We start from the raw sequence: 24088 nt of genomic DNA, 5'->3' as shown, positions 1-24088 counted from the left end.
ACTAAGTACTCAACTTGCGAATACTTTGCGTACCAAAGTAGCAAGCCAACTTAATGCTAAAATTTCACATATAATGCTTAATTTTTCTCATACGCATGCTGCACCTTGTCCAGATTCAAGCGCATTGAATGGGGATTTATATTTTCATTTTATGTGTGAACAAATAATGCAATGTGTTGAAAATGCAAAAACGCGACTTATTCCATGCAAAGGTGGTTGGTCGCTTACAACTACAAATATAGGTGATAATCGACGAGACGGTTGTACTATAGTTGATAACAGGTTGGGAGCATTAAAATTAGTAGATTCAAAAAGTAGAAATCCTATCGTAGTTATTTTACGAATTACAGCTCATGCAAATGTTCTGATGGGTGATAATCAATTAATTTCAAGTGATTACTTTGGTAAAGCACGCCAAGTATTGGAGAACTACTTTTCTTGTCCGGTTATGTTGATTCAAGGAGCTGCTGGAAACATCAAGCCAACTGGAGTAGATAAAATGCATGGAGGCAATATTTCAGATATAAAAAGAATAGTTGATATACTGAAAAATTCTGTGACTGAACTATACTTTGATATACAAGACATAGTAGATATTCAGATGTTATCAAAGGAAGTTAAACACTATTCTGATGTGCCTACAGAGACGGAAGCTTTAAAAATTTCTATAAATTCAGAAATGGATGCTTCAAACTGGCTTTCAGAATGTGAAAGGCTGAGAAACGCACACGTAAAAGAACAATTCCAACAAAGTGAAGTGCAATTTCTTAAAATAAATAATGGTTGTTTATGCGGTGTACCTGAAGAAATTTTCTGCGAAATCTCACTTGATGCTGCTGTAAGAACTCATAATCCGTTGTTATTCTTAAACGGATATACAAATGGTTGTACAGGTTATCTTCCAACTAAAGAAGAATGGAGAAAAGGTGGGTTTGAGACACTCTATAGTTATTTGATATACTTTCCATATCATGGGCATGTAATGCCATTTAGAGAAAATACAGCTGATAATATTGTTGAACTGGTAACTAATACTTGGGGAGAGATTAGTCTCCACTAATAAACATAAGATGCAGTTGAATTATTTCATTTTGTATTATTCATAATGTGTCACGACTGTCTAACAGAGAATATCAAGGACTTACTGATAACCAGTAAGTCCTTCAACACATCTAATACAAAAAACCGCACTTACTTATGGTACGGTTTTCCCTTCATTATCCTAAACTTTATTTAGTTATCTAATTAGGAAGTTAATCATATTATATTAAATTTTATAAAAAATAAGCACATATAATTTTTTATATTTAAAATTATTAACCGTTAGATAAATTGGAATTTGTTATTTCCTGTTTGGTTTTCTCGTTAGAAACAATAGTGGACAGGCAGTCAGTCGATTTTATTTGCTTCCGCACTGGTCTGATATACTTAAAAAACCGTTCCGGATTAAAATAAAAGTAAATTATTCTACCAGGGGAAGTATCAAAGCAGTAACCAGTACCTGCAAAATCAAAAGTTGCCATTGCCTTTTCAATCTTTTCCTCCACACTACGATTTTCCTGCTCATAATCGAATGGCCCATGTTCAAAAACAATATATTCGGCTTCAGGAACATCAATCATAAGCATTTGTGGTGGTACTTCGCCTTTATAATCAAAAGGAAGACGTACACCATAACACTCTGTACGTGGAATACCCCAATCGCAGAGTCTTCCTTCTGGATCATTAATGTACGCCATAATCTGACCACTGCCGCTGTTAGATTCGCTCCCACCATCATCATCCAATTTTCCCTTGATACTATCGAGTAAACCGCAAATTGTTTCGCAGTCCTGCCCCGGAATAAGACTTTGCTTTTGCCAAAAATCCCAATACCCATTGCTTTCATAGTTTTTAACGTGCAAAAATTTGTGTGCGGGAATGGTTACAAAATAAATTTTAACATCATCTGTAGATTTCATCATACCAATCTCTCCCAATCCTAAAAAGTAGCGGTCGAAAGGATTTATTTTTGTACGAAGAACGACAGGACTAGGCTTTTTTCGGTATTCACTTGGAGTTACACCATATGTTCCCTTGAAAGCTCTAGTAAAAGCTTCATGTGATGAAAAACCATAATCAAATGCAATATCCAAAATGCTTTTTTCACTATCCCGAACCTCTTTTAGTGCAAAGGCTAATTTTCTATGTCGCAGATAATCCCTAAATTGCATACCCGATATTTCTTTGAATTTTCTTGTTGTATAAAATTTGGAATAACCTAGCCTGCTAGAAAGAAAGCGTAGTGTCAAGTCTTCATCATTATAATTTTTAATACATTTGTCAATTTCATCAACGATTATTTGAATTTGCTTCTGCCACTCGTACATTCATCTGTTCACCTCGTTTCAACCGTCCTACATTTATTATAAAGAAATAGAGAGATTACTGCTTGATTTTACTTGCTATTATTTCATGGTATATTAATGCAATCTTTATCTTGAAATTATTTCTATACCATTTTCAGTTACAAGAATTGTATGTTCCCATTGTGCTGAGAGAGAACCATCAATTGTAAGAGCTGTCCATCCATTATTTTCATCTATAAATATTTCATGACTTCCAGCATTTATCATTGGTTCAATTGTAAATACCATTCCAGGAGCTAAAACCATATCTGTTCCTCTTTTTCCAAAATGAAAAACAAATGGTTCTTCATGAATATCTAACCCAACTCCATGTCCTCCAAATTCTCTAACTACTGAATACCCATTACTTTCCGCATGTTCCTGAATTGCCGCTCCAATGTCTCCTAAAAATCCCCAAGGTTTAACTTCTTCCAATCCTTTATTCAGACATTCTTTAGCTACTTGAACCAAATTCTTAGCTTCTTCATTTACCTCACCAATCATAAACATCCTTGATGCATCTGAATAATATCCGTTAAGTATAGTTGTTGCATCTACGTTTACAATATCTCCATTTTTAATGATAACATCTTTTCGTGGTATTCCATGACACACCTCATTATTTACTGACACGCAAATACTTTTAGGAAAACCATCATAATTAAGATCTGCCGGAATTCCACCTTTTGATATTGTATAATTATATGCTAATTTATCTATTTCCTCTGTTGTCATGCCTTCTTTGATATTTTCACTAATTAAATCTAGAAGACCATTATTAATTTCAGCACTCTTTTTTATTCCTTCAATTTGCTCTTTTGTTTTTATAAGATTTTTCGTTGGTAGTATATGTCCTTTTCTTTTTAAATCACTTAACTTTTTATCAAATTCTAAATGACAATTTTTATATTTCAATTCACTTTTGCACCAACATAAATCATTTCTTTTTAATCTCATGATATTACTCCCTATTTTAACTATTTAATTAGTCCTCCATGAAAATAACATTCATAAACTTTAATATCATCAAAATATATTTCCTCATATCCTTGAAACCACTTAAATTCTCCATTTATAATACAATGATATTTATACTGTCCATTTTGATAAATAATAGGACCTCTATATGGATTATCCTCAGTCACTAAACTCAAAGCTTCCTTTAAAAACCTACCTGAAAATCTTTCATCCAAAACTCTTCCAGTGTAATTCATTGACCAAAATGGAATATCATCTTGCCATAAACCTTCTTCTCCTGAAAATCTTTCTCCACCTAAATAAGTATCAATATATTTTAAGTTTCCCTCTGCATATTCTAAGTCATGGGATTTTGGCCTTGAAGGTTTACACTCTATTCCATTTCCAGCATATGTGGATTTTTTAGCCTTGCATAAAAAATCAATTATACTTTCATTTATATTGTTAACTTTATTTTCTTCAATACACAAGCAACAATTTTCTTCATAATCATTAACTAATTTATCAATGCTTACTTTAAAAAAATCACTTAATGCAATTAATCTAGCTATATCAGGATAAGACTGTCCTACTTCCCATTTTGCAACTGATTGTCTTGATATGCCTAAGAATTCAGCTAATTTTTCTTGTGATAGACCTTTGGCCTTTCTAAGTGTTTGCAATTGTTCTTGAAAACTCATAGTTTAATCCCTCCTAATATCAGTATACTGACAATATTATCATGTTTCTACCACCTAAATATAACAAAGTTGACAACCAAAAGTTGCATTCAGTAAAAAAGCAATTTTTAATATCAATCATTCTCTACTTTATCACTCACTTATGATATGGTTCCCCCTTCATTATCCTGAAAACTTCTATTTTTCCATAAGAACATAAAATTAGGAATATTTTTTAAGTTATAAATAAAAACCATGCTCTGACATAGTCTTAAAGCATGGTCTTTATTTAAACTAATATAATCTACCTAGTTGATTTTTTTAGATCCACTATTTATTGAATTCATTAACTGGAAGAAGTATTCAGGTTTATGAGTCTTATTTAGATTATACCATGAATGTAATGTTTCTTGTGCGAATACATCTAATTTTTTCAGTACTTCCATTGCAAATTCCAGAGGTGCTACTCCTGATGCAGTAATCAAATTTTCGCTAGCTACCACAGATCCCATCTCATAAAATTTTTCTCCTTTATAATTAGGACAGACCATTTTAGTATACTCTAAGCTATTGCTTGTATGTTTTCTAGAATCTAGATATCCAGCATTTGCTAGTGCCTCAATTGCACCACAAATTGCTGCAATAATAGTGCCTAGTTCTAAAGATTCGCCAACTCTTTTCAAGATGGGTTGATGAATATCTTCTTCCCAAGTATTTCCTCCTGGCAAAACTAAAAGATCTTTACTCTCAAGAGTACACTCATCAAGGGAAATATCCGGTTTAATGCTCAGCCCTCCCATAGTAGTAATAATTTCTTTATTAGCTCCTACAGTAACTACTTTTAAAGGTGCTAAATCTTTTTTGAAATATCTTCCCGAATTTAGTTCAGCAGTTAAATATCCATATTCCCAGTCTGACATTGTATTAAATACATAAAGATAAACTTTTTTTTCTTGCATAAAATAACACTCCAATCATGTTTTATATAGCCTATTATAATAAAACTTCCCTGACAGCTACTGTCAGGGAAGTTTTCATACTTGATGAAATTGAATTAATTCCTCTAGAACTTCAATAAGTTTTTTCTTAAAACTTATTGGCTCAATAACTTGAATAGATTTACCATACGGTAAAAGTAAATAAGGTACATATGTATGTAGTATACTTTTTTCAAGAAGAAATATTGCTTGATTTGAAGTACGTTCTTGTAAATAATTTCCCAAAAACCAATGTTGGCAAACATCATTCAATGTACTTTTACTTCCATTAACAACTAAAGGAATAATACCTTGATTATATTCTGTAGGAATAAGGTTTTTCAAAAAAAAGTCACGTGCTGAAAAATCTTCTGGATGATTAAACTTATTTTCGGTAAGCACTAGACTTTCAATTCGATCTACTCTAAAGCTACGGAGGTTATTTCTAAGATGACAAAATCCAATCATATACCACTTATTGTTCCAATAAATAATTTTGTAGGGATCAAGCAATCTATACTTTGATTGATCTTCACCACTTTTATGGTATAGAATTTTTACAGAGTATCCGTTAGCTATGGCCTGTTCCAAATCCTTTAAGTAAGGTTTCATGCTTTGGAACCTTACTCGATTTATTACTTCAAGACTGGTTAAATGTTGGTTTATGTTTATTTCCTGAACCTGATTTGAATAGTTGCTTAACTTTGAGATAGCCCTATTTAGTGCTTCACCACCATAATATCCTGCTTCTTCTGCAAAAACAGCAGCGTGAACTAGTGAGGTTTGCTCCTCAGAATCAAAAAAAAGGGGAGCTTCAATGAAATTGTTTAATAAAGTGTATCCACCGTTATGCCCTGTGTCTGAAATTATGGGTACACCACTTGTTGAAAGTGTATCAATATATCGATACACAGTTCTTATATTCATCTCCAACTTTTCTGAAATTTGTTTTGCAGTAACTTTTTCACCAGAACTAAGCATCCATAAAATCGCTAGCATATTGTCAATTTTAGGCATATAAATTCACCTCTATATAGTAAGGAATGATTACTTGTTCCATTCCGATAATATCTTTCCATATAATAAAGTCCTAGACATATTTATAATTGTACCAATAGAGTAAGGTTAAGTAAAATATACTTATTAATCCTTTTAAACATGTTAAAAAACATCATATGGAATTACTTATCCATTATGTGGCCGATTTTTACACGTATGTCGGCTGTACCCGATATTAATATACTAAATCAGTTTATGTATCTCTTCAAATAATATCTGTAAACCTAACTTTATCTTATCTTTTGTAAGTTTAGATATACATAATCTAAAACCATTTACTCTTGAATTATTACCTATAAAAAATTCCTTTCCCTCCGCAATATGGATTCCTTTTTTATTTAATTTTTTATTTACCGATTTTATATCTATATGATTAGTAAACTGTATCCATATAAAAAATCCTGTATCTGGAATGAATAGTTCCATTCCCTTTATATCTATACTTTTTAAGCAGTCTTTTAAGTAATTCATTTTTTTCATATATGCAAATTGGATTTTTTTAATATGCTTTTTATACATTCCACTATTAATATAGATTTCTAAAGCCCCTTGCTCTAATGCTGATGTACTTAAATCATAACATCTCTTATGTTTCAAAAATTCACTTTTTAATTTTTCTTGAAGTATAACTGCTCCTAATCTTATTCCAGGCATAAATGTTTTAGAAAAGCTTTTTAAATATACAACTCGTTCCCATATATCATAATAATAAATTGGTAATGATTTTTTATTTTTATCTAAATCAGCTAGATAATCATCTTCAACAATGTAAACATCATATTTTTCAGCCAATTCTGCAATACATCTCTTCTCTTTTTCTGAATAGCTTGTACCCAATGGGTTATGCAGCCTAGGAATTGTATAGAAAAACTTTATATCTTCATTTTTAAATATATTCTCCAGTTCTTGTAAATTTATACCACTAAAATCTCTATTTATTCCTATTAACTTGTCCCCATTCATTTCTACTAATTTATGTACAAGACTATATGTCGGCTGCTCAACTAAAATATTATTTTTTCCATTTGGAAAAGGCATTTTAGAAAGAATGCTAATTGCCTGTTGTGAACCAGAAGTAATACATATTTTCTCCATTGAAGTGAATATTTGATATTCTGAAAAGAAATTGACTAGTGATATTCTCAAAGATTTAAATCCTTCAGTATCCCCATATATAAATAAGTCATTTTTATATAATTCTACTGCTCTATTTATGCAATGATTAAATTCTTTATATGGAAGTAATCTCGAATCAGGAACTACCAATGAAAAATCAATTATACCATTTTCAATATTCTCTTCATTAATCTTTTCCACTAGATAATATCCACTTTTAGGAATAGAGTATATTCTATGATTCATTTCGAGTTCTTTATACGCTCTTATTATTGTAGACTTATTGCATTCAAACTTACCAACTAAATCTCGTATTGTAGGTAACTTTTGCCCTTGCTTTAATTCATTTTTCTCTACAAGTTTTTCAATATGTTCTATGATAATTTCATATTTCCTTTTCATAATCTTATCCTTTAATTTATCTCAATTTTCCAAGTTTTATTAATCATTTTATACCGGTACAAAACACTTTTTTAAAGATTGTACTGTATACTTTAAATTTATATAATTTCATTATACAACTAATAAATAATAGATTGTAAGGTAATCAATTAAATTCAACATCTAATGTTTCATCTTTATTTCAATAAAATTATATTACATATTAAAGGAGTTAAGTATGGAAAAACATCAAAAAAAAGCAATATTATATCTTGTAATTGCATCAATTTTATGGAGTATTGGAGGCTTATTTATCAAATTAGTAAACTGGAATCCTATGGCTATTGCTGGAGCACGTAGCGGTATAGCTGCAATAGTTATGTTTTTGTACTTAAGAAAGATAGTAATACACTTAGGAAAGACAATGCTTTTGGGTGCATTTACGTATTCATCCCTTCTCATATTTTTTGTTACTGCTAATAAACTTACAACCTCTGCAAATGCTATACTTTTGCAATTTACAGCTCCTATATGGGTAGTATTATTCTCAAAAGTTTTCCTAAATGAAAAAATTAAAAAGTCTGATTTAGCGGTAATTATTTTTGTTATGCTGGGAATGATTTTATTCTTTATAGGTGATTTAGGACATGGTACTATTATAGGAAATTTCATTGCTATACTCAGTGGTATCTCAATGGCTGGAATGGTTATATTCTTAAAGCTTATAAAAGATGGTTCTCCTGTGGAAATGACTTTGCTTGGAAATATAATTACATTTATTATATCTATACCTTTTTTCTTTCAATCAGTTCCAAGCTCAAATAGCATTTTAGGATTATTAATCTTAGGAGTATTCCAATTAGGAATTTCTTATATATTTTATACACTGGCTATTAAATACGTTTCTCCAATTGAAGCAATTTTAATCCCTGTCCTAGAACCACTGCTTAATCCATTCTGGGTATTTCTATTCACTGGTGAAATCCCTGGAACTTATGCCTTTATAGGAGGATTAATTGTACTTACAGCTATAAGTGTAAGAGAATTATGTATAAAAAAATAGTACATTGTTTATTTATACATAATTCTACTTCAATAAAGCCTTAATACCATACCTCACAAAAGTTCAAATTATGGACTTTGTGAGATTTATGATAGAATTATATCAGAAATTTATGAACATTTTATAATCCAATTTCAGTGAATTTAGCACTCACTTATGATATTGTTCAACACACGGTAAGTAAAAAATCTTAGACTTTCCAATATAGAATATAATTAACATATTTTCAAATTTAATTTTATATACTTAAATTAGCAGTATTTTTTCTTTAAGCTTTTCTATTCTTACTTGCTCTTCTTTATTTAAATTTGAAATGTACTCATTAAAATTAAAATACCATTCTTTTTCATATTCATTAGTCAAACTTATATCTGACACGTATTTTGATAAAAGAATAATTTCCATTTGTGATAAGCTTTTAAAATACACAAGAAATTCATTTCCAAATAAACATTCAGAATCTAATATATCTACTAAATCTTCTAGGCTTTTAATATTATTTTTTATTAACATAATTTTATCTTTAATTGAAAAACATTCTTGAATTTTTTCAATTAATTTTCTAAATGCAGAATTACTTAATTTTTTACCATCTATATATTCAATAAATCCACTGTTATTAGCCTCATTGAATGATATGAATACTGTTTCTAATTTATTTAGCTGAATGCCTTTATTTATCAATGGTACTATTTTTAATGTAGACTTTCTAATATAATTTACTAATACTTTGTTTCTAATATCTAAAATTTCGCAACATTTATTTGCATATTTTAATAATGCTTCTTGTAATTTTTCTACTGATAATTTATCCAACTTATCTTTTATATGCTCTCTATCTATATTATTAATATCAAGTTTCTTTAAAGACTTACCACAAATGATTAAACCTAATGAATTAATAAATACTAGCTCAAATATGTTTATAAGCAATAATTCACATTTTTTATCATATCCTTTTAATAATTTATTAATTTCATCAATATCAAAGTTATAACAAAATTCGTTTTCTAAATTCAATGTTTCTAAATAATTCTCTATATACTCAATACCTATATAGTTCATATTATCAATGTAAAGCTGATAATCTATTGATCCTGGAGTTTCATTAGCCATAAAAAAGTCATCATATTCTTTAAAAAATAATGGAATTCCATAATCTATTGTATCGTTATATGAATAATTATCAACTTTAAGTTTATTTTTCTGAATTATATCTAGTAGCTTTTTACTTTTTTTTATATTTTTCTTGATTAATTCATTCCCCACTTTTAGCATATCAAATAAGCTTGTATTCTCTAATTCTTTTATTATTAACTCTATATTATCGAAAGTTTTTAAGTAAATTCCTATTGTATAATCAATCCCTTGTAAAAGACTTTCCGCTACCTCTACCATAACTGAACTGCTCTCATCTTTTGTATAATATTTCAATTGTACTTGTAAAGTTTCCATTCTCTCATAATATATTCTTTCTAAAATCTTATTATCTAAAAACTTTTTTTCATAACAAGTTACTAAAATGTCCTTAAAAAAATATTCCTTACTGAAGTTGTTTTCTATAGAATAACTATATCTTTCAATACTTTTACCATTCCCCATAACTTATCAATCCTTTTCACTATCAAGATTTGTATAATCTTTTACACCATTTCTTATATTATCAGCGATTTTATATAAAACTTTTCCCTCTAAAAGTTCTAGAGATCCTTGACAATAGTTATCAAAATACTTCTTCATAATTTCTATTAATTCATCATCACTAATATAATCTAAGGTTTCATTCTTATAATTATAAAAAATTTCTACAAGTTCGTTTATTGTATAACTATAATTATATTGTGATATATATGGCGAATCACAAAAGCTTACAATAATTTTGTTTATAATTTGACCATTAAATTCTATTCTTCCGCTTTTTTCAAGTACTACATTTCTTGTTTTAATAATTTCTTTTATATCATCCTCATGAAGCGTTAATCCATATTCACTTGTAAGCTCATTACACTTAAATATATCATTAAACACTTGCTTTCCTAGTGAGTTACTTTCAAATAAATTAATAATTTTATTCAATTTCAAAACTTCCTTTCAAAAAACTATTGACATTTAAATTTGGATATGTTATACTAAAGATATATAGCTATGATAATTTATTATATCATTGCCTCTTTCTAGTGTCAATGATATCTTGATTTAAAAAGAGTATCTTTAATTTTAAAGATACTCTTTTTTACTAGCCAGAAAAGTATAAAATTTTTCAAGATTTAAAGTCTGATAAGTTAATAGTTAAGAATGAAAGTTAGTATTTGCTTATGATATGGTTCACCGTATCATAAGTAAATGATATATCTATTAGTGTATTTCTTTTTATAGAAATTCTTGTCTTAACTCTATAATCAATGAATGATTTACTGTTATTAAAATTTCAATTATTTATTAATTTTATTTAAAATCCACGCCATATTCTTCCCAATGGACTCCATATTTTTCATACCTTCAACATCATTAAGCGCTTCGCCAACTTCTTTTCCATATACCATGTTCCAATATGTTCCACCTACTGAGTACATCTCCATACAATGTAGGAAATAATTCATAGTATCAAAAGCACGTGTTGCACCGCCTCTACGAACAGCCACTACAGATGAACCTATTTTGTGTTTAAAAAGATTACCATTAACTTTAGATACCATACCAATCCTTTCTAATAAAGCCTTCATATTTGCTGAAACATCTGCAAAATATACTGGTGAACCTAAAATAATACCATCGGCTTCAATCATCTTTTCTATGCATTCATTTACAATATCATTTTTAAAAACACATTTATTATCTTTGTTTTTTGAACAACCTCCACATCCTATACATCCACTAATTTTCATATTAGCTAAATCAATCAATTCAGTTTCTATACCAGATTTGTTTAATTCACTAAATATTGCTTTAATAATTATAGATGTATTTCCATCTTTTCTTCCACTTCCATTAATAGCTATAACTTTCATTTATATATCACTCCAATTTAATAGTTTTTGTTTTAAGATATCATAATTTTATGATAAAATCATTTTAACTTGTTGTACAACCTACTTTTATTATATTTCATATATAGAAATTTTAATAATATTAATACTATATATCTATATAACTTAAAGTTATAACTGGAGGTAAGAATGATTAGTGTAGATCAAATGAAATATTTTATCGAAATAGTTGATCATGGCAGTCTAAATAAAGCTTCACAGCATTTATACATTTCCCAGCCTGCACTTACAAAGCAATTAGGAATTTTAGAAAAGTCTATGAAATGCAAATTATTAATAAGAACGTCTAATGGCATAAAATTAACTGCTTCAGGCAGGTATTTCTATGAACGTTCAAATATAATTATTTCTATGATTAACGAAACGATAAATAAAATCCAGAAATTTAATAGTGGAAATACCATTAGAATTGGTGCTCTGCCAAATTTAATAACATATTTTTTATCTGAATATGTTGATAAATTCAAAAGTATGAACCATGAAGTATTTATAGATGCTATGAATACAAATAATGAATTAATCACTGGTTTAGAGAATAATTTGTTTAATATAGTATTTGTATCAGATGCACTAGAAAAAGCTGGCTTTGTTACTATCCCATTAACTGTTGAGCCATTTTTCATAGTTATGAGTAGTGCAAATCATTTAGCTAAACTTGATGGAATTGATTTTTTCACAATAATGAAAGAAAAGTTAATTTTGTATAAGAGTCCATGTCCCGTAAGAGCAAAAATTAGAGAGCATTGCAATCTTATGAATCTTGTACCTAATATTGCATTAGAACTGGATGAAACAGAATCGATTATTAAATATGTTGAACAAAATTTAGGCATTACAATCCTGCCTAAAATGGTCATCAATGATATAAATAATCCATTAATAGTGGTACGTGAAATCACAAAATTTCCTATTCATAGGGTAATTTCAGCCGTAATAAAAAAAGACGATAGTTCGTATTTTTTACCAATGCTTCTGTGATAAACTATATACATATTTTTATATTAATATGATTTATCATCACTCTTTTTCTAGAAATAAAAATAAGAAGGAGAACCTATTCCATCTGGACTTAGGGTTCCCTTCCCATATATTATTAAGTTATTATTCTTATTAAGTTCTATTGACTCAATCTCTCTCCTATTATTTATAGTAATTTTTGAAATTAACCTCTGCAACAGTTTCTTTTGTTGATCCCTTGGAGTGTAGCTTGATAGATATATTATAATTCAATTTAGGTACTATCCTTTATTTATGATACGGTTCACCATTAATTATCCTAAACTTTATTTATTTATTTATGTATTACTTTTTCTAATTAAGTAAATTGCAAATATAGGTTACAAGTTTTGTTATAAATGAGTAACAATTTTTTGCTTCAATTTATATGTAGGATATTATAAAAGGCACCCAAATGGATGCCTAATTTTGTTTTAAATATTATTTAGTTTCATTACATAAGTAAAATCGTAAATTTAGTTATCTAATTCGGAAGTTCATCTAAAGTTTTAAATTCATATCCTTGACTCTTCCACTCCTTAATCAAGTTGTCTAAGATATTTGCATTAGTTTTAGACACAGCATGAAGTAAGCAAATCATACCATCACGAGTATTTTTTAAAAGCTGTGTTTTAGAAGATCCAGGATCAGGTTGACTGTCTACATCATAATCTTTATAAGCAAGGGTAAAGAATACAGATTTATAACCAAGTTTTTGAGTATAATAAAGTGACAATTCACTAAAAGTTCCTTCTGGTGGTCTAAAATATTTTGACATTTTACAACCTGGAACACTATTTACTGCATCTTCTACCTGAGTAATTTCAGCATTAAAAGCAGATTCGTCCTTAAATGTAGGCATAGATTTATGATGTACAGAATGATTACCTATTATATGACCCTCATTGCTCATCCTTTTTAGTAATTCAGTATTTGAAATACCATTAAAACTACCAGTTACATAAGGTTTAGTTACAAAGAAGGTGGCTTGTACATTATTTGCCTTTAAAGTATTAAGAATACTATCAGTATAGCCATTTTCATACCCTTCATCAAAAGTAAGATAAATAATCTTTTTTGAAGTATCTCCAAAACCATAAGCTTTATATTTTGATAAAAGTTCAGCACTATCTCTTGATGAATATAACCATGACCACTCTATAGGTTCAGTACTGAGTGATGAAGTATCAGATAATGCCTTTTTAGTAGTAGGCTTTTGGATTGGATTAGATTTTTCTTTAGGGGTAGAGTCAGGTTTAGGTGTAGATTCTAATTTAGAAGTAGAATCTGATCCATTTGAAGATTTTGAATCTTCTATGGACTTTTCATTATTAGAATCATCTGTTATCTTTTCATTATTTGAAATATCTATATTCTTATTATCTTCATTTTTATTTCCTAGTCCACATCCTGATAAAAGCAATGATAGAGCTATAAATAAAGCTAATTTCTTCTTAATCAAGTTTTCTCCTCCATATTTTTAAATTTAACATGGTTTTATCTATAGTATTATAATGTAATACTTATTGTTACAATTACATTATACAACATTTTATTACTAAATTTTCACTTAAAATGAAATTATATTGACTAGAAAATGCTGCTTTTTAGTAAAAATTGCATTGGTATATGATATAGTACCTTTAGTAATTTTAAACTTCCTTACAAAATATAATTTTTATAAGGATTTATTTTAAAGTAGATAAGAACTACGAATAAATACTAGTGTGACTATAAGTAGATAACTATATTTTAATCTGGCTTTCAAATTGCTTATATCTTTTATAATCTAATTCCTTACATTCTAGGGATATCAGCACTCCATCACTGTTATACTCAGTTGATTTGATATTGGCATTGTCCTTAAAGTATGACAATATATTTCCTTTTTCATAGGGAATTATCATTTGGCAGCAAACATACTGTGGGAAAGCCATCTTGCAAATTTCATTTACTAGCTCATCTATTCCAGCATTGTTTTTAGCGGAAATATATATGCAATCTTTCTCATCTTTTGTGACTTCACCATCTGCTAAGTCTGTCTTATTATAGGCATAAATGATAGGGATATTATCTGCACCTAACTCTTTTAATGTGTTCTTTATAACTTCAATATACTGTTTATAATTAGGGGTTGAATAGTCAACTACATGAACTAACATATCAGCTTCAGTAATTTCCTCTAAAGTTGAGCGGAATGCATTTACAAGCTGGTGAGGTAGCTTACTGATAAACCCTACTGTGTCACTTAACAGGAAAGATTTATTATTGGGCAGTTTAATGTTTCTTACATAAGTTTCTAAGGTAGCGAATAACATATCTTTTTCAAATACCTTCTTATCAACTGAAGAGCTGTACAAATCAATCATGGAATTCATAATGCTTGACTTACCTGCGTTTGTATATCCTACTAAAGCAACTGTAGGTATTCCTGATTTTTTGCGCTGTTTTCTTTGGTTCTGACGTTGAACTACAAGTGTTTCCAGTTCTCTTTGCAATGCACTGATTTTATCCTTAATCTTTCTGTGATCAAGTTCAAGTTTTGTTTCTTCTGAAACTCTGCTTATAAACCTGACACTTTCTTCAAGCCGAGCTAATGATCCACCAAGTCCAGTTACTCTAGGTAGAATATATTGTAATTTTGCTATTTCTACCTGCAGCTGTGCTTCTTTGCTTTTAGCTCTCTTAGCCAAAATGTCCAAAATCAGAACCGTTCTATCTATTACATTGCATTTTAAAGCTGTATCCAAATTACGAATTTGTGAAGGAGACAACTCATCATTAAAAATAACCATGTTCACATCTTTCTGATGAATTAATGCAAACAATTCCTGGATTTTTCCCTTACCTAGATAATGAGATGAATACACTCGCTCTAATTTTTGAGTAATTTCACCAACTACCTCAATATCACATGCATCAGCTAGACTATACAGCTCCTTCATCATATTTAAAAATTCTTTATCATTCTTTAGATTACAGCCTACAATTATTGCTCTTTGTCTTTCTTCCATACAACTTCCTCCGTTCATTGATCTTCCACTTTATACAAATAAAAAGGGTAGTCTTGTCACTACCCCTTCTAACATAATCTAATTCATAAAGCTAAAGCTCAAAAACCTTTGTTGCAATATTTTTGCAAAATTCACTGTCATGTTCCACAAACAGTAAAGTTGGTGAGTATTCAAGTAGTAACTCCTCAATTTGCATACGTGAGACAATATCAATAAAATTAAGAGGTTCATCCCAGATATGCAAATGAGCTTTCTCAGAAAGACTTTTTGCAATGAGCACTTTTTTCTTTTGTCCTCCACTGAAAGATGACATATCTTTTTCAAATTGCTCTCTGGAAAAATCAAGTTTTCTTAAAATAGCTTTAAAAAGACTTTCATCAATATTGTTATTTGAAGCATAGTTAGTCAGATTGCCCTGAAGATGAGATGTATCCTGGGACACATAGGATATTTTAAGCTGACTTCCTTTATTGAAATTACCTGTATAGTTTATATCCTCACCACAAATAAGCTTGATAAGGCTTGATTTTCCTGAACCATTTTTACCTTTAAGTGAAATTCGGTCACCTTTTTCAATACTAAAGCTAACATCTTTACAAATCATGGTGTCGTCATAAAAAATTGAAACATTCTCAAGTTCCACAAGTCTATTTTTATGATAAACAAGTTGAGAAATCTTCAAACTATCGGAGCTTTCAATGTTTTTGAGAAGCTTAGACTTTTCTTCAATAGCAGATTGCTGTCTGCTTTCAATTGACTTAGAACGCTTCATCATTTTAGCAGCTTTATGTCCAACATAACCTTTATCTAGCTTAGAGCCAGAGTTTGTTGTTCCTTTCTTGGATTTTTCTACTTCATGAGACCAATTACTTGTTCGTTTAGTGGCCTCCGATAAGCGATTGATATCCTTTCTAAGCTTCTCATTTTCTGCAAGCTCAAAGTTATCCTGTCTTTTTTTATTTCCCCACCAGCTGGAAAAATCACCTTTTTGTATTTCTATATTTGTTTTATTTATTGAAAGAACATGGTCAATACAGTTATCCAAAAAATACCTATCATGTGAAATTAGAATAAATCCTTTCTTTTTTCTAAGGTAATTACTTAGTTTTTTTCTAGCTTCAGCATCCAAATGATTTGTAGGTTCATCAATAAGCAAGAAGGAATTATCCTTTAAAAACATAGCAGCAAGCAATGCTTTGGTCTGTTCTCCCTTTGATAGCGTATAAAACTGTCTGTATAAAACGTCATCGTCTATATCTAAAAGCGATAATTCTTTCATTATTTCCCAATCCATTGAATTTGGACTGATTTCTCTTATGATATCTATAGTGAAATTTTCTTGTTCCTGCACATCATAAGGAAAATATTCAAATGTTACATTTGCTGAAATATTTCCACTATACTCATATTTACCAAGTAAAAGATTCAGAAAGGTAGTTTTTCCTCGTCCATTTCTTCCGGTAAAGCCCAATTTCCAATTTGTATCAATTTGAAAGCTTACATTTTCAAAAATATTATCATAACTGCCTTCATAAGCGAAGGTCAGGTTTGTTACATTTATTAAAGACATATTTTTATCCTCCTTTGTAATTAAAAGTACAAATAACAAAGTCGGAACATAGGCGACTTAATTATTACTCCATATAAATGTCGCCCAAAGTATCCGGCTCTATATGAAGATTATCATGCGTTAGCGACGTATCTTTATTATCCATTGTATAATCCCTCCTAATTATTCTTACGATTTATAAAAAAATAAGAGCTGCAAGAAATTATTATTCTTGCAGCTCTTAAATACAGCTAAGTCAAACACCTAATATGGATTCGACGAGTATATATTTTCTGAGCGAAAAAACAATTAATTTCTTGCATAGGCACAACAAAAAAAAGTGGCATTATACGAATCCACAATTTTATTATGCTCGGTAAAACTAGCAAGAAAATTTAATCATCTTTTCAACTCCAATCATCATATTTGTGCATATTGTATCACACTTACTTTCAAAACGCAATAAACAGTCTAATAATTTCACAATAGAAAGGCCTAAACCTGTACTACCTGAAGTTCTTGATCTATCAGCTGTATAAAACTTTTCAAATAATAAATTTACATTTATTTTTTTAGAATCTTGAATTTTGTTTGCAAAACTAAGTTCAACATGATCTTTCTTCTTTCAACTATTTTAAAGCTCTAGCTGTATAACTGTAATCTACACCAAGTAAATCTGCCACTGTACCTTGCATTATAACATTTCCTCCTAAAACTCCACCTTCAGGACCTAAATCAATTATCCAATTTGCATTTTTAATAACGTCTAAATTATGCTCTATAATTAAAATAGTATTACCCTTATTTCTTATCTTGTTAAAAAGAACTAATAAGTTTTGAATATCTGAAAAATGTAATCCTGAAGTTGGTTCATCAAAAATATATATACAATCACTTAATTGATTTAAACATAATTCTTTTGATAATTTTATTCTTTGTGCTTCTCCTCCAGATAGCGTTGTTGCACTTTGTCCTAATTTTATATATCCTAATCCAACTTCAAATAATGTTTCTAAAATTTTATATACCTTGCTTTGTTCTATAAAGAAATTTAAGGCTTCTTCTACGGTCATTTCTAAAACTTCATATATATTTTTTCCATTATATTTTATCTCTAAAACTTCATTTTTATATTTCTTTCCTTTACAAACTGGACAGGTGGTCCAAATGTTTTCCATAAAAGAAATATGACTGCAAATACTTCCATCACCATTGCATTTTTCACATCCACCATCTTTGCTATTAAAACTAAACTTGCTATCTTTATATCCTCGAGTTTTTGCAGCATTTGTGGAAGCAAAAAGCTTTTTTATTTCATCCATAAGTCCAACATATGTTGCTATATTTGATCTAGAAGTACGTCCTATTGGCCTTTGGTCAACATAAATAATTTGCTTTACATGGTTTTCTCCTGAAATATAATCACAAAATCTGCTTATATCATCTTTTCCTTCTAATTTATTTATTAAAACTGGATAAATAACCTTAGAAACTAACGTACTTTTCCCAGATCCACTAACCCCTGTTATACATGTAATAGCTCCAATTGGGAATTTAATATCTATATTTTTTAAATTATTACCTCTAGCTCCATATATTTTAATCCACTTATCTGTTAGATATGATTTTTCAATTTCTATTGTCTTTTCATTGGATAAATATTTTCCTGTTTCTGAATTTTCATTATCCATAACTTCAATGACTGTCCCTTGCGCAACTATATTGCCACCATTTATTCCTGCACCTTTACCTATGTCTATAATATAATCAGCACACTTTATAATTTCCTTATTATGATCTACGATAACAACAGTATTTCCATAGTCTTTAAGTTCTTTTATAATCATAATAAACTTATCATAATCCTTAGGATGAAGTCCTGTTGATGGTTCATCTAAAACATAAAGCATATTACTAATTTCACCATTTAAGTGCTTAACTATTTTTAATCTTTGAAGTTCACCACCTGATAATGTTGCTACTGAACGATTTAAAGCTAAATAATTAAGCCCCATTTTTATATATAAATCAATCTTTCTATAAAGCTTTTTTAATAATGGCTCAACCTTATTTAATTCACCTTCCTGCAATGAATCTGGCAACTTTTCAATCCATTTCTTTAGCTCATCAATTGTCATTGCTGCTACAACTGGATATCTTACCCCTAATATTTCAACGCTTCTTCCTTCTCTGTTAAGCCTTTCACCATTACAGCTATTACATATACCTTCTTTCATAAATTCATCAGCAATTCTTTTTATAGACTCATTACTGCCATTATCATATAAGCGCTTTATATAATTATAAGCACCTTCAACTTTCCTTGTGATTTCACCACTTCTACCATTCTTATTTTTATATACATATGTGATTTCATATTCAGTGCCCCATATTATTTTTTCTCTAAATTCTTGTGGCAACTCACACCATGGCAGTTCTAAATCAACCTTCATATCTTCTGCTAATGCTAATACTTCACCTTTTGACCAGTTAGCATTAGGATTTTCTTTAAATTTTCTTAAATCTTTCCATAAACTTGATGCTCCATCAAGAATTGATTTATCTGGCTTAGAAACAATTAAACTACAATCTATTTCTCTATGAATACCTAAACCATTACATACTTGACACATACAATCTGGATTATTATAACTAAAAGTAGATGGGGTTAATTCAAACATAAGATGATTACATTCATAACACATTTGCTTTTCTTGAAATAATATCTTTTCACAATCATTAATTAATACATAAATTGCCCCATTTCCTATATTCAATGCTTCTTCTATATTTTTAAGTATGTTTTTTTCATTGTTTTTTTCTCCACCAATTACATGTTCATAAACCAAGTTTTCATTAATTACAGGTTTATAAGATAAATCTTCATTATTATATGGTTTTATTAAAATCCTTGTATTATTTGGTAATTCCATTAATTTTTCATAAATTTCATGGCTAGAAAGAGGAATGATAGCACTACCACAGTTTGGACAATGTCTTATACCAATAGTTGAAAATATATTTCTTAAATAATCATAAATCTCTGTTATAGTCCCTACTGTAGAACGTGGATTTCTAGAAATACTTTTCTGAGAAATTGATATTGCTGGTGGCAGGCCATTTATCATATCAAAATCTGGTTTTTCTCTGCATGTATTATTAGCTGGACTTCCGATACTTTCCATAAATCTTCTTTTACTTTCTGAATACAATGTATCAAATATCAAACTTGATTTTCCACTTCCACTAACTCCTGTTACTGCTGTTATTTTATTATATGGAATTGTAACATCAATATTTTTAAGATTATTCTGTCTTGCACCTTTTATTACAATACCTTCAGTTTTTTTGTTATCTATATACTGATTTTTATAAAAATCTTTTTTATCTTTATTTATATTATTATGAGAATACTTTTTGATGATATCAAGACTTGACTCTTTTATATAAAGCTGTGAAGTATGCTCTTCTTCAAACTCCTCAACCCATTCTGGCCAATGTTTAAGCCAATTAGGAACACTACAAACTTCAACTTTATCATTAACAGATATATATGGAAATATCTTGATTAGTGGACTATTATTAAAAGAATCTAACTTGTTTACTTTGATTCTTTTTAGATTTTTATCAAACTCTAATATTTTGGCTGTTGTAAGTGCTATAGGATTTGGTCTTACTGGTGATCTTGATGCAAAAATTCCTGTTCTGGGTGCATTTTCATAAGGTGGATTACATTCAGTTACCCTTCTATACTTTGCTTCATCAAATCTACTAAACCACCACATTATCTTTATATGAGAATATCCATCTAATTCTTCATAGATATTTTCAAAACCATTCCCTATATAAATAAAATCTTCTCCATTTATTTTTTTAAGGTTTCCAATTGATACAATCTCATTCTTGGAATTCACAAAAACTTTTTTATTATCTGTATTCTTTACCTTAGGACTAAAGCTTTCCTTAATCCTATCTTCACAAGGAAAATATGGTTTTATATCATAAACAAGAACATTATCTTTTAAATCATTGTCCTCATTAAAAGTAATTACTCCTGTTTTTTCATCTACATTATTTATTTCAATAGTTTTTTGCATAAGCTCCTTAGAAAAAATAACAATGATATGACTAAATAATGATAAGTGTTTTAATCCCTTAACAAAACTTTTATTTATTACTATTTTATTTTTACCCTTTACTCTCCCTATTTCATAAACATTAAAATGCTCATTCCTATTCATAAAAACACTCCTTTGCCATTGGTATATTACTGATAATAATCCATACCACGATGTGAGAGTCAATATCTTTTATTTAGTAATAATAAAAAAATAATGAACAAGCATAAACTAATCCATTATTTTTGGGTTATGATTTAATTTTAATGGGTATCTGTATTTCTGTTAAATAATTCTTTGGATCTTCTTCATTCCAAGGCCCTTTATGGCATACCTGCATACTCATTCCGCTTATTTCATATTGATTATTTTCATCTAACCAATTTACAAATGACTTATAAGCACCCGAAATATTCTCAAAGGGTCCATAAACCATTGTAGATCCAACCAAATCAAAAGCATCTGTTTTTCGGAAAGTAACTCCATCTTTTTCTATTCCCTTTTCCTCTGTTACTATGCATACCTCAATATCTACATCATTTTCTTTATATTCATTATCGTGATATATTGCAAAACTATGGTTACTATCTTTTATATTTAAATTTTCTTTTTCAATATGTTCACATAATAAATGCCAAAGTTCACCTTCTGAAAAATAGTTTGGTACAATCTTTCTAAGGGAAATGACATTATAAAAAGGAATAGATTTTATTACAACATTATAGTTAAAATTCTTACTATCATCTATTTCCAACATTGCTTCTCTTAATTTCTTTAACTTTTGCTCTTCAACACTTATTGCTTCTTTAATAACTTCTTCTTTTCGTTTAAATTCTTTCTTTAATGATTCACTATCCCAATGCTTTAATGCATGAGAAATTTCTTCAGTACTAAATCCTATATCTCTTAAAAAGATTATCTTACTTAAAACTTTTGTTTGCTCTACTGAATACATTCTATATCCATTTTTATTATTAATTTTAGCTGGTTTTAAAATACCAATGTCATCATAATATCTTAACATTCTAATAGAAACTTGAGTTAATTTTGAAAATTCTCCAATCCTAAACACTTGTCTCTTCCTTTCAAATTGGAATTTATCTTTATGTTTAAAGAGTTTTAGTAAAATAATAGCGTTTTCCTGTCACAGGATAGTTTTCTAATGCAAACACTTCCTTGTATCCATGCTTTTTATAAAATTCAGGTGCTTGAAAACTAAAAGTATCTAAAAATGAATACTTGCAACCACGTTCTTTCGCTGTTTTTTCTGCCTGATCTAAAATATTACTTCCAATATTATGTCTTCTTAATTCTTCACCTACCCATAGAAATTTTATAAACAACCAATTACCATGTGTATTTCCAATTAGACCAGCAATTTTTTTGCCTGTTTCATCTTGTAAATAAACGCCTAAATCCTTTGGGTTTTTATCTTCAATTCTCGCTAAATTATATTCTAATAAACCTTGAAAAATAATATCTTCATCTTGTGCTTTAATTTCATCAGTAATCTCAATTTTCATTTTAATTCTATACCTCCTTTGTTAATATTTAAACATACATAAATATTAGAATTTATCTCTCTGATATATCTTTTATAATTATATCTACTGTTTCATCTACACTTAAATCTTTAGTTAAAACCTTTTCTTTAATAATTTTAATAAAATCCGTCTCATTCCACCATAGTTTCATATCATTTTCTCCAAATTCATTACAATTTGGCTTTGTTTGATGACGTACTATGGTTTCTTCAAAAGGAATATCATAATAATAAGCAAATATTTTATCTTTAAATTCAAACTTTACAAGTTCAAATAATGTTTGATACCAATTAGAACTTAAAATTCCTTCCAATATAACAATATCACACTTATTTTTTCCATATAAAATAAGCTCTTTAATAAGAGGTAACGCTTTTGTATCAAGTCCATCATCTACACGTAGGATATCTCGTCTAATAACATCCTGTGAAATAAGCATAATATTATGTCCTAATTTTTGTTGTAACGCTTTTGCCACCGTAGTTTTACCACTACCTGAATTTCCTCTAATAATAATTAATTTAGACATAACAACCCCTCCACAAATTACTATTTGTCTAATACTCAAAGTTGTTTCTATTTTTATTGTAACATATTTTGTAAATATATTATTACTTGTGATACAGCATTTTCACCTCTTGTTGATTAACAATATAAGAACATTATGAAATAAAGTTAATACTACTATTAATATTAACTAAAATGCTGATATAAAATATAATACAATTAGTGATAGTGGTATAATTAAGTCAGGCAATAATATAATAGAATTTCCAGGCTTAAAATTTTTATTTTTTATCATTTCTTTTAAATGTACTATTGTAGCACCAATAAATAATGGGCTGATTATTACTATTGTTGCTAACCAAAAATCTCTACCCATCCATATACATAATACACCTGCAATTCCGTATCCTAATTCAGCATATCCTAACTCTTTTTGAAATGGACTTCCTTTTTCCCAACCTATATACTCTGCTACCATATCTGATTTAAATACATGTCCTAAAAAACCTTGTACACCTGTTAAAGTTAATGTTATTACTAATTGATAAAACAACAAATTTGTAGATATTGCTTGTACAGTTCTTATTGTAGGATTGATTATTGTTGTTATAATTCCTACTATTATTCCTATCAACCAAAAAATAAAAAATATCATATTTATACAATTCCTCTCTATACTCCTTATTAATATTA

The 24088-nt window shown here is 28.9% G+C and carries 19 protein-coding genes and 1 pseudogene; 3 read left to right on the top strand and 17 right to left on the bottom strand.

Annotated elements, in window-relative coordinates:
* Positions 1-25 precede the first annotated feature (25 nt).
* Positions 26-1060: an alkaline ceramidase gene (locus ACYUET_RS01065; RefSeq protein WP_460277237.1), complete on the top strand. Its 1035-nt coding sequence runs from the start codon at positions 26-28 to the stop codon at positions 1058-1060.
* A 346-nt stretch (positions 1061-1406) separates the two neighbouring features.
* On the opposite strand, the pseudogene ACYUET_RS01060 reads toward ACYUET_RS01065, so the two are convergent.
* From ACYUET_RS01060 to ACYUET_RS01035, 6 genes and pseudogenes are all read right to left on the bottom strand, one after another.
* A pseudogene (locus ACYUET_RS01060) lies at positions 1407-2369 on the bottom strand (helix-turn-helix transcriptional regulator); the annotation flags it as partial.
* 105 nt (positions 2370-2474) lie between these two features.
* The gene (locus ACYUET_RS01055) at positions 2475-3344 is read right to left on the bottom strand and encodes a methionyl aminopeptidase (protein ID WP_460277236.1); all 870 of its coding nucleotides are present in this window, start codon (positions 3342-3344) and stop codon (positions 2475-2477) included.
* Positions 3345-3364: 20 nt separating this feature from the next.
* Positions 3365-4045 (bottom strand): DUF5680 domain-containing protein, encoded by a 681-nt coding sequence (locus tag ACYUET_RS01050; RefSeq protein ID WP_460277234.1) that lies wholly within the window; start codon positions 4043-4045, stop codon positions 3365-3367.
* A gap of 287 nt (positions 4046-4332) precedes the next feature.
* A complete protein-coding gene (locus ACYUET_RS01045; protein ID WP_460277232.1) occupies positions 4333-4983 on the bottom strand; it encodes a type 1 glutamine amidotransferase family protein in 651 nt (216 codons plus the stop codon).
* Positions 4984-5058: 75 nt separating this feature from the next.
* A complete protein-coding gene (locus ACYUET_RS01040) occupies positions 5059-6018 on the bottom strand; it encodes a helix-turn-helix transcriptional regulator (RefSeq protein WP_460277231.1) in 960 nt (319 codons plus the stop codon).
* Between the two features lie 225 nt (positions 6019-6243).
* Positions 6244-7578, bottom strand: a complete 1335-nt coding sequence (locus ACYUET_RS01035) for an aminotransferase-like domain-containing protein (RefSeq protein ID WP_460277229.1) — start codon at positions 7576-7578, stop codon at positions 6244-6246.
* A 217-nt stretch (positions 7579-7795) separates the two neighbouring features.
* On the opposite strand from ACYUET_RS01035, the gene ACYUET_RS01030 reads away from it, so the two are divergent.
* A complete protein-coding gene (locus tag ACYUET_RS01030) occupies positions 7796-8620 on the top strand; it encodes a DMT family transporter (protein WP_460277228.1) in 825 nt (274 codons plus the stop codon).
* A 246-nt stretch (positions 8621-8866) separates the two neighbouring features.
* On the opposite strand, the gene ACYUET_RS01025 is transcribed toward ACYUET_RS01030, so the two are convergent.
* From ACYUET_RS01025 to ACYUET_RS01015, 3 genes are all read right to left on the bottom strand, one after another.
* Positions 8867-10222: a DUF6179 domain-containing protein gene (locus ACYUET_RS01025; protein ID WP_460277227.1), complete on the bottom strand. Its 1356-nt coding sequence runs from the start codon at positions 10220-10222 to the stop codon at positions 8867-8869.
* Between the two features lie 6 nt (positions 10223-10228).
* A complete protein-coding gene (locus tag ACYUET_RS01020; protein ID WP_460277226.1) occupies positions 10229-10696 on the bottom strand; it encodes a DUF6323 family protein in 468 nt (155 codons plus the stop codon).
* Between the two features lie 356 nt (positions 10697-11052).
* Positions 11053-11628, bottom strand: coding sequence for a flavodoxin family protein (locus tag ACYUET_RS01015; RefSeq protein ID WP_460277224.1), 576 nt, complete (start codon positions 11626-11628; stop codon positions 11053-11055).
* A 168-nt stretch (positions 11629-11796) separates the two neighbouring features.
* Between ACYUET_RS01015 and ACYUET_RS01010 the strand changes: the two genes are divergently transcribed.
* Complete coding sequence (locus ACYUET_RS01010; protein ID WP_460277222.1) at positions 11797-12645, top strand: LysR family transcriptional regulator; 849 nt, start codon at positions 11797-11799, stop codon at positions 12643-12645.
* Positions 12646-13147: 502 nt separating this feature from the next.
* Here the strand turns inward: ACYUET_RS01010 and ACYUET_RS01005 are convergent.
* The 8 genes from ACYUET_RS01005 to ACYUET_RS00970 form a co-directional block, all read right to left on the bottom strand.
* Positions 13148-14125, bottom strand: coding sequence for a polysaccharide deacetylase family protein (locus ACYUET_RS01005; RefSeq protein WP_460277221.1), 978 nt, complete (start codon positions 14123-14125; stop codon positions 13148-13150).
* 283 nt (positions 14126-14408) lie between these two features.
* Entirely contained in the window at positions 14409-15677 is a 1269-nt protein-coding gene (gene hflX / locus ACYUET_RS01000; protein ID WP_460277220.1) for a GTPase HflX, read from the bottom strand.
* A gap of 91 nt (positions 15678-15768) precedes the next feature.
* Complete coding sequence (locus tag ACYUET_RS00995) at positions 15769-17247, bottom strand: Lsa family ABC-F type ribosomal protection protein (protein WP_460277219.1); 1479 nt, start codon at positions 17245-17247, stop codon at positions 15769-15771.
* A 608-nt stretch (positions 17248-17855) separates the two neighbouring features.
* Complete coding sequence (gene uvrA, locus ACYUET_RS00990) at positions 17856-21467, bottom strand: excinuclease ABC subunit UvrA (protein ID WP_460277217.1); 3612 nt, start codon at positions 21465-21467, stop codon at positions 17856-17858.
* A 127-nt stretch (positions 21468-21594) separates the two neighbouring features.
* Positions 21595-22416, bottom strand: a complete 822-nt coding sequence (locus ACYUET_RS00985; protein ID WP_460277215.1) for a MerR family transcriptional regulator — start codon at positions 22414-22416, stop codon at positions 21595-21597.
* Positions 22417-22453: 37 nt separating this feature from the next.
* On the bottom strand, positions 22454-22867 hold the full coding sequence (locus ACYUET_RS00980; protein WP_460277213.1) for a GNAT family N-acetyltransferase: 414 nt from the start codon (positions 22865-22867) through the stop codon (positions 22454-22456).
* Positions 22868-22919: 52 nt separating this feature from the next.
* The gene (locus tag ACYUET_RS00975) at positions 22920-23417 is read right to left on the bottom strand and encodes a kinase (protein WP_460277211.1); all 498 of its coding nucleotides are present in this window, start codon (positions 23415-23417) and stop codon (positions 22920-22922) included.
* Positions 23418-23585: 168 nt separating this feature from the next.
* Positions 23586-24050 carry a DUF6790 family protein gene (locus ACYUET_RS00970; protein ID WP_460277209.1) on the bottom strand — a complete coding sequence of 155 codons (465 nt, stop codon included), beginning with the start codon at positions 24048-24050 and terminating at the stop codon, positions 23586-23588.
* Positions 24051-24088 lie beyond the last annotated feature (38 nt).

The sequence above is a fragment of the Clostridium sp. CTA-5 genome (assembly GCF_054768135.1).
The sequence above is the reverse complement of the archived record's forward strand: the minus strand, read 5'-3'. Positions and strand labels throughout refer to the sequence as shown.